We start from the raw sequence: 6,422 nt of genomic DNA on the forward strand, positions 1-6,422 counted from the left end.
ATCCCGGAGAGCGTAAAAATTGAGTCTTTCCAACTTGTATATGCATGTATGTATTTTAGTCTTGACATCCGCTCCCGCTGACGCTGAAATATCCGCGCACTTCACCATGAAGTGGCAGGTAAGACGCCGAGGCACAGTGCCGCAAGAGCAGAAACCCGCAGTCTCACCGGACCGGCTACCTCAGTCAGAAAAAGCGGTCCGATCATCAAGGGGAACAAGGATGATGCGTAACCTAACAGGACAATTTCGCGCGCTCGTGATGGCCGCCGCCATCGGGCTCGCCGCCGCCCCGGCGGCCTACGCGGCCGATGCGGCCATTCCCACCACGCCCGAGGCAGGAGCGTTCAAGATCGGCATCGAGCCCTGGCTCGGCTATGGCCAGTGGCATGTCGCCGAGGCCAAGGGCTTGTTCAAGACGAACGGGCTGAGCGACGTCCAGATCGTCAACTTCGCCGAGGACAAGGACATCAATGCAGCACTTGCAAGCGGCCAGCTCGACGCCGCCAACATCGCCACCCACACGGCGATGGGCATGGTTGCGGCCGGCCTGCCGGTGAAGATCGTGCTGCTGCTCGACGTCTCCATGACCGCCGACGCGATCATCGCCGGCAAGGACGTCACCTCCATCGCAGACCTCAAGGGCAAGCAGGTGGCCTTCGAGGAAGGCACGACGAGCGACATCCTGCTCAAATACGCGCTCACCAGGAACGGCATGTCGATCGACGATGTGAAACCGGTTCCGATGCCTGCGTCCGACGCCGGCAGCGCCTTGATCGCCGGCCAGGTGCCGGTCGCGGTGACGTATGAACCGTACCTCACCGTCGCCATGGCGCAGAACAAGGACCTCAAGCTGCTGTTCACCGCCGGCGAGGATCCCGGCCTGATCAGCGACGTGCTGGTGGTGCGTGACGAGGTGATCAAGTCGCGGCCCGGCCAAGTGCTGGCCATGATCAAGAGCTGGGACGCAGCGCTCAAGGACTACAATGCCGATACGCCCGGTGGGCGCGCCATCATCGCCAAGGCTGTCGGTTCGGACGTCAAGGACCTCAACACCGCCTTTGACGGCGTGCGTTACTACTCACTCGCCGAAAACAAGGCGGCGCTGACCGGTGATTTCACCACCAAGACCTTCGCCGATGTCGAAGCCGCCGCCAAGAACGCCAAGCTGCTGCAGGCCGATGTGACGCCGGAGCAGATGATCGACCCGTCATTCGTCAAGGCGGCGGAATGACCAAGGCCGGATCGCGGTGGTGACGCAGATGCCCGGGGAGCGTCCCGCTCAAACGGATCCGGCTCGTCCCACGAAACAGGCGAGGCGTCGCCGATCCTCCGGCATCGGCGTGCCCATCGCCAGGTCGCGCTTCCTGGTGATCGCGGTGGCCGTGTTCGTCGGGCTCGGCCTTGCCTGGTGGGCGGCGACCGGACTGGGGTTGGTAAAGCCGATCTTCCTGCCATCGCCGGGCAGCGTCGCTATGCAGATCGCCAAGCTCGCGGCCGACGGCACGTTGTGGCTGGACCTCAAAGCCTCGATGTACCGTATCTCCATCGGCTTCCTCATCGCCTCGGCCCTGTCGATACCGATCGGCGTGCTGATCGGCAGTTTCCGTTCCTGGGAAGCGGCCATCGAGCCGCTGGTGGATTTCATCCGCTACATGCCGGTCGTCGCTTTCGTGCCGCTCTCCATCCTGTGGGCCGGCACCGGCGATTCGCAGAAATTCCTGATCATCTTTATCGGCACGTTCTTCCAGCAGGTGCTGATGATCATGGACAATGTAAAACGGGTTCCAGCCGATTTCATCGGCCTTGGGCGCACGCTAGGCCTGCCGGATCGCAAGATCCTGACGCGCATCGTCGTGCCCAGTGCCTTGCCGGGCATCTGGGATACGCTGCGCATCAGCCTGGGCTGGGCATGGACCTGGCTGGTGCTGGCCGAACTCGTCGCCGCCACTTCGGGGCTCGGTTATCGCATCACCGTGTCCCAGCGCTATTTCCAGACCAACACCATCATCGGCTACATCCTGCTGCTCGGCCTGCTCGGCCTCATCACCGACCAGGTGATGAAGGCGCTGGAAAAGGTGCTGTTCAAGCAAGAGGGCCGCTCGCAATGAGGTCCAGCCGATGAGCCCCAAATTGCGGATCGCCGGTCTCCACAAGAGCTTCGGCACGGGCGAGCGGCGCACGGAAGTACTGCGCGATATCAACCTCGATCTTGCCGACAACGAGTTCGTCTCCCTGGTCGGCACGTCGGGCTGCGGCAAGAGCACGCTGCTGTCGATCGTGGCCGGACTGCAGGACTTCGACGCGGGCGATCTCAGCATCGATGGCGCGCCGATCCTGCAGCCTGGTCTCGACCGTGGCGTCGTCTTTCAGTCCTACACGCTGCTTCCCTGGCTGACGGCGCGGCAGAACATCGAGTTTGCCCTCAAGGCCGCTGGTTACGATCGCCCGACCTGCCGCAGGATCGCGCTGGAGCATCTCGAACTCGTCAAGCTGTCTGGTAGTGCGGACCGCTATCCGGCCGAACTCTCGGGCGGCATGAAACAACGCGTCGCCATTGCGCGCGCGCTTTCCTACCGGCCCAAGATGCTGTTGATGGACGAGCCCTTCGGCGCGCTCGATGCCTTGACCCGGCATCAGATGCAGGAATTGCTGACCCAGATCTGGGAGGAACACAGGTTGACCGTCCTGTTTGTCACCCATGATGTGGAGGAGGCCGTCTATCTGTCGGACCGCATCGTCGTCATGGGCATCGGCCCGGGACGTATCACGCAGACATTCAACGTGGATATCGAGCGCCCGCGCCGCGAAGAGGTGATGGAAAGCCCTGTATTCATGGATCTGCAACGCGGCGTGCACAAGGCCATCCGCGAGGGGTCAAGACGCCCGGAAATGGCCTAGGCGCCTGCGGTCGTTTGCAGGTCCAATCACGTCGCCTTGCCGACTGCCGCGTCCAGTTCCAGCTCGCCTTCGGAAATGTCGTCGAACGAGGCGTAGTTCATGTTGTAGAGGCGGGCGTAGAGGCCTTTTCTTGCCATCAGCTGTTCGTGGTTGCCGCTTTCGACGATCTCGCCGTTCTGCAGCACGATGATGCGGTCGGCGCCGCGGATAGTGGCCAGACGGTGGGCGATGACCAGCCCGGTGCGGCCTTCCAGCAGCGTGATCAGCGCCTTCTGGATCAGCATCTCGGTGTAGGAATCGATGCTGGCCGTGGCTTCGTCGAGCACCAGGATCTTTGCATCCGCCACCAGCGCGCGCGCGAAGCTGATCAGCTGGCGCTGGCCCAGCGAGAGATTGCCGCCGCGCTGCTCGAGTTCGGTATCGTAGCCATCTGGCAGGTTCTCGATGAAATCGTGCGCGCCGACGGCTTGTGCGGCTCGGACCACCTCCTCGCGGCTGGCTGATGTCTTGTGGTAGCGGATGTTTTCCAGCACCGAGCCGGAAAACAGGAACGGCTCCTGCAGCACCATCGCGACCTGATCGCCGAGCGAATCCTGGGTCAGGTCACGCACATCATGGCCGCCGACCAGAACCTCACCCGACCAGACATCGTAGAAGCGGTGCACCAGCGCCATCGAGCTCGACTTGCCCGATCCGGTCGGACCGACCAGGGCCACGGTCTCGCCCGGATTGACGCGGAAGGAGATGTTCTTCAGCACCGGCTGGTTCGGCCTATAACCGAAAGTGACGTTCCTGAACTCGACCGAGCCGTCCATGTCGCGCGACAGCGCCACCGCACCTTGCCTGTCGCTGACGTCGACCGGTACGTCGAGCACTTCGGAGATGCGCTGGCCCGAAGCCATGGCGCGCTGCATGACGCTGTACTGCATGGTCAGCGAGCGGATCGGGTCGAAGAAGCGCTGGATGTAGAACAGGAACGCCACCATGACGCCGATGTCGAGGCTGTGCGAGAGCACCATCGACCCGCCGACGACGATGACAGTTGCCATGGCGATGCCGGTCAGCGTGTCGACGATCGGCACCATTACCTGCGCGTATTTCGCCGACCTCAAATGGGCATTGAGGTTGGCCAGCACCTTTTCGTCGTAGAGGTCGAAATTGACGTGCTGGCGCTCGAGGCTCTGCACCGTGCGCACGCCATGGATGCCTTCGGCCAGTGCGCCGTTGGCGATCGAGTTGGTTTCGTGCGCGGCCATGAAGGCGACCTTGGCGCGCGGCAGCCAGAAAAGGCGCACGATGAACAGCACCGGCATGGTCGACAGCGTCAGCAGGCCCAGCCGGAAATCGAGCCACAAAAGCACGCTGACAATGCCGAACAACAGCACGATGTCGCCTACCGACATCACCGATGTTTCGAGGAATTCCTGCATCGAATTTGACGTCGCCCTGCAGGCGCGACATCAGCCGCCCGACCTCGGTCTTGTCCATGAAGCTCAGCGAGACCCGTTGCAGATGGCTGAACATGGCGCGGCGCAGGTCCGACAGCACGTTTTCGGCCACCTTGCCGACGACGCTTTCCTGCACATAGCTGGCAGCATAGTTGATCAGGATGATCACGGCGAAAGCGCTGATCGCGGCGATCATCACCGATTGGTCGAGCTTGCCAGCCGTCATGCCGTGGTCGATGGCGTAGCGGATGACCAGCGGGATCGCCAGTTGCGTCAGCGTGAACACCAGCACCGCGGCGACTGAGATGAAAATCCGGTTCTGATAAGGCCTCACGAAGCTCCAGATACGCCGCACGATGCGCGGGTCATAAGCTTTGCCGAAGACCTCTTCGTCGTCGCGGTGCGAGCCCACGACCGCCTTTGTCGGTGGCCCGCTGGTGTCTTCCTTCTCGTCGTCGGCCGGTGTCTGCATCACGCGGCTCCCGCCACGGGCCGCTCATCGTCCGGCCGCAACTGCAGGTCATGGAGCGCGCGGTAGCGTCCACCGAGCGCCAGCAACTCCTCATGCGTGCCGCGCTCGACGATCCGGCCGCCCTCGACGAACAGGATCTGGTCGGCATGCATCAGCGAACTCAGCCGGTGCGAGATGATGAGTGTCACGCGATCCCTGGCGAAGCGTTTCATCGCTGCCCGGATACGCTGTTCGGTGCCGGCGTCGATGGCCGCGGTGGAATCGTCGAAGACCAGCACGGACGGCCGCAGCATCAGGCTGCGGGCGATGGTCAGGCGCTGCCGCTGGCCACCGGAAAGCGACGCGCCGCGCTCGCCGACGACTGTGGTGTAACCGGCTGGGAGGCCCATGATGTAATTGTGCAATTGGGCGTACTCGGCTGCCTGCCCGATGCGGGTCTCGCGCGCCCAGGGATTGCCGTAGGCGATGTTGTTCTCGATCGAGGTGGTGAACAGGAACGCGTCCTGCTGCACGACGCCGACCGCCTTGCGCAACGATTGCAGCGTCACCTTGCGGATGTCCTGGCCGTCGATGGTTATCGCGCCTGAGGTGACGTCGTAGAAGCGCGGGATCAGGTGCGCGATGGTCGACTTGCCGCTGCCTGGCGGGCCGACGATGCCGATGGTCTCGCCGGACCTCGCCTCGAAGGAGATGCCCGACAGAGTCGGCCGGTCGCCCGCGCCCTCGTAGCGGAAGCCGACATTGTCGAAGCGCAGCACGCCATCGGTGACGACGAGATCCTTGGCGCCGGGCGCGTCCTCGATGTCGAGTTCGGCGTCGAGCAGTTCGAATAGCCGGCTGCCGCAGGTCGAGGCGCGCGCGAAGGAATTGACCATCAGCCCGAGCTGGCGCACCGGCATCTGCAGGATGGTCATGAAGGTAAGGAACTGGGCGAGCGTGCCGACGCTGATCTGACCCGCGATCACCTTCTGGCCGCCGAACCAGAGCACCAGCCCCATGGCGGCCAGGAAGGAAAAATTCATGGCGCTGGTGTTGGAGACGCGGATGTCGACGCGCTGATTGGCGAGGTCCAGCGCATCGCGCTTGGCGCGGTCGAATTTTTCCAGCTCATGCCGCTGTGCCGCAAAGGCCCGCACGACGCGGATGCCGCCGAGGTTCTCATCCATCACCCGGCTCAGCACAGACAGCCGCTCCTGCAACGTCAGCCAGGTGCTGCGCAGTTTGAGCTGGGTGACCGAGGACCGCCAGGCAACGAACGGCACGAAGCTCAGGCTGAGCAGCCCGAGCATGAGATCGGTGCTGATCAGGAGATAGGCGCCGACGCCGATCAGCACGCCGAGCAGCACCACACGCAAAATGCCGGTGGAGAAGAACATGCGCACGCCGTCGAGATCGAGCAGGCCGAGCGTGATCAAATCGCCGGTGTGGACCCTGTCGTGGTAGGCGAAGCTCAGGCGCTGGACCTTCTCGTAGAAGGCCAGCCGCAGTTCATAGCCGGTGCGATGACCGACGGCCTCGCCATAGTAGTTCTGCGCCATGGTGAAGAGGCCGCGCAGGATCGAGACGACGAGCAGCGTCAGCGCCGTGTTCCACAGCGCCTGTTC

At 63.3% G+C, this 6,422-nt stretch carries 4 protein-coding genes and 1 pseudogene; 3 read left to right on the forward strand and 2 right to left on the reverse strand.

The window, feature by feature from the left end; genetic code table 11:
* Positions 1-220 precede the first annotated feature (220 nt).
* The 3 genes from EN932_RS25735 to EN932_RS25745 all read left to right on the forward strand — a co-directional run bounded on the left by EN932_RS25735 (position 221) and on the right by EN932_RS25745 (position 2,898).
* Positions 221-1,231 (forward strand): ABC transporter substrate-binding protein, encoded by a 1,011-nt coding sequence (locus EN932_RS25735; protein WP_164745972.1) that lies wholly within the window; start codon positions 221-223, stop codon positions 1,229-1,231.
* Positions 1,232-1,340: 109 nt separating this feature from the next.
* Positions 1,341-2,108, forward strand: coding sequence for an ABC transporter permease (locus tag EN932_RS25740; protein ID WP_027160903.1), 768 nt, complete (start codon positions 1,341-1,343; stop codon positions 2,106-2,108).
* 10 nt (positions 2,109-2,118) lie between these two features.
* Positions 2,119-2,898: an ABC transporter ATP-binding protein gene (locus EN932_RS25745; protein ID WP_027160902.1), complete on the forward strand. Its 780-nt coding sequence runs from the start codon at positions 2,119-2,121 to the stop codon at positions 2,896-2,898.
* A 26-nt stretch (positions 2,899-2,924) separates the two neighbouring features.
* Here the strand turns inward: EN932_RS25745 and EN932_RS25750 are convergent.
* Together EN932_RS25750 and EN932_RS25755 are read right to left on the reverse strand one after the other, a co-directional pair.
* A pseudogene (locus EN932_RS25750) lies at positions 2,925-4,818 on the reverse strand (ABC transporter ATP-binding protein).
* Positions 4,818-6,422 (reverse strand): ABC transporter ATP-binding protein (locus EN932_RS25755; protein WP_164890619.1); only part of this gene is annotated, 1,605 nt, incomplete at its 5' end. The pseudogene EN932_RS25750 and the gene EN932_RS25755, both read right to left, overlap by 1 nt.

The organism is Mesorhizobium sp. M7A.F.Ca.US.002.01.1.1 (genome assembly GCF_004022955.1).
Taxonomy (GTDB): Bacteria; Pseudomonadota; Alphaproteobacteria; order Rhizobiales; family Rhizobiaceae; genus Mesorhizobium; species Mesorhizobium ciceri.

What these genes read in the sequence shown, in the direction of transcription:
- EN932_RS25735 (WP_164745972.1), top strand. Translation starts at nt 221, where the DNA reads ATGATGCGTAACCTAACAGGACAATTTCGCGCGCTCGTGATGGCCGCC.
- EN932_RS25745 (WP_027160902.1), top strand. Translation starts at nt 2,119, where the DNA reads ATGAGCCCCAAATTGCGGATCGCCGGTCTCCACAAGAGCTTCGGCACG.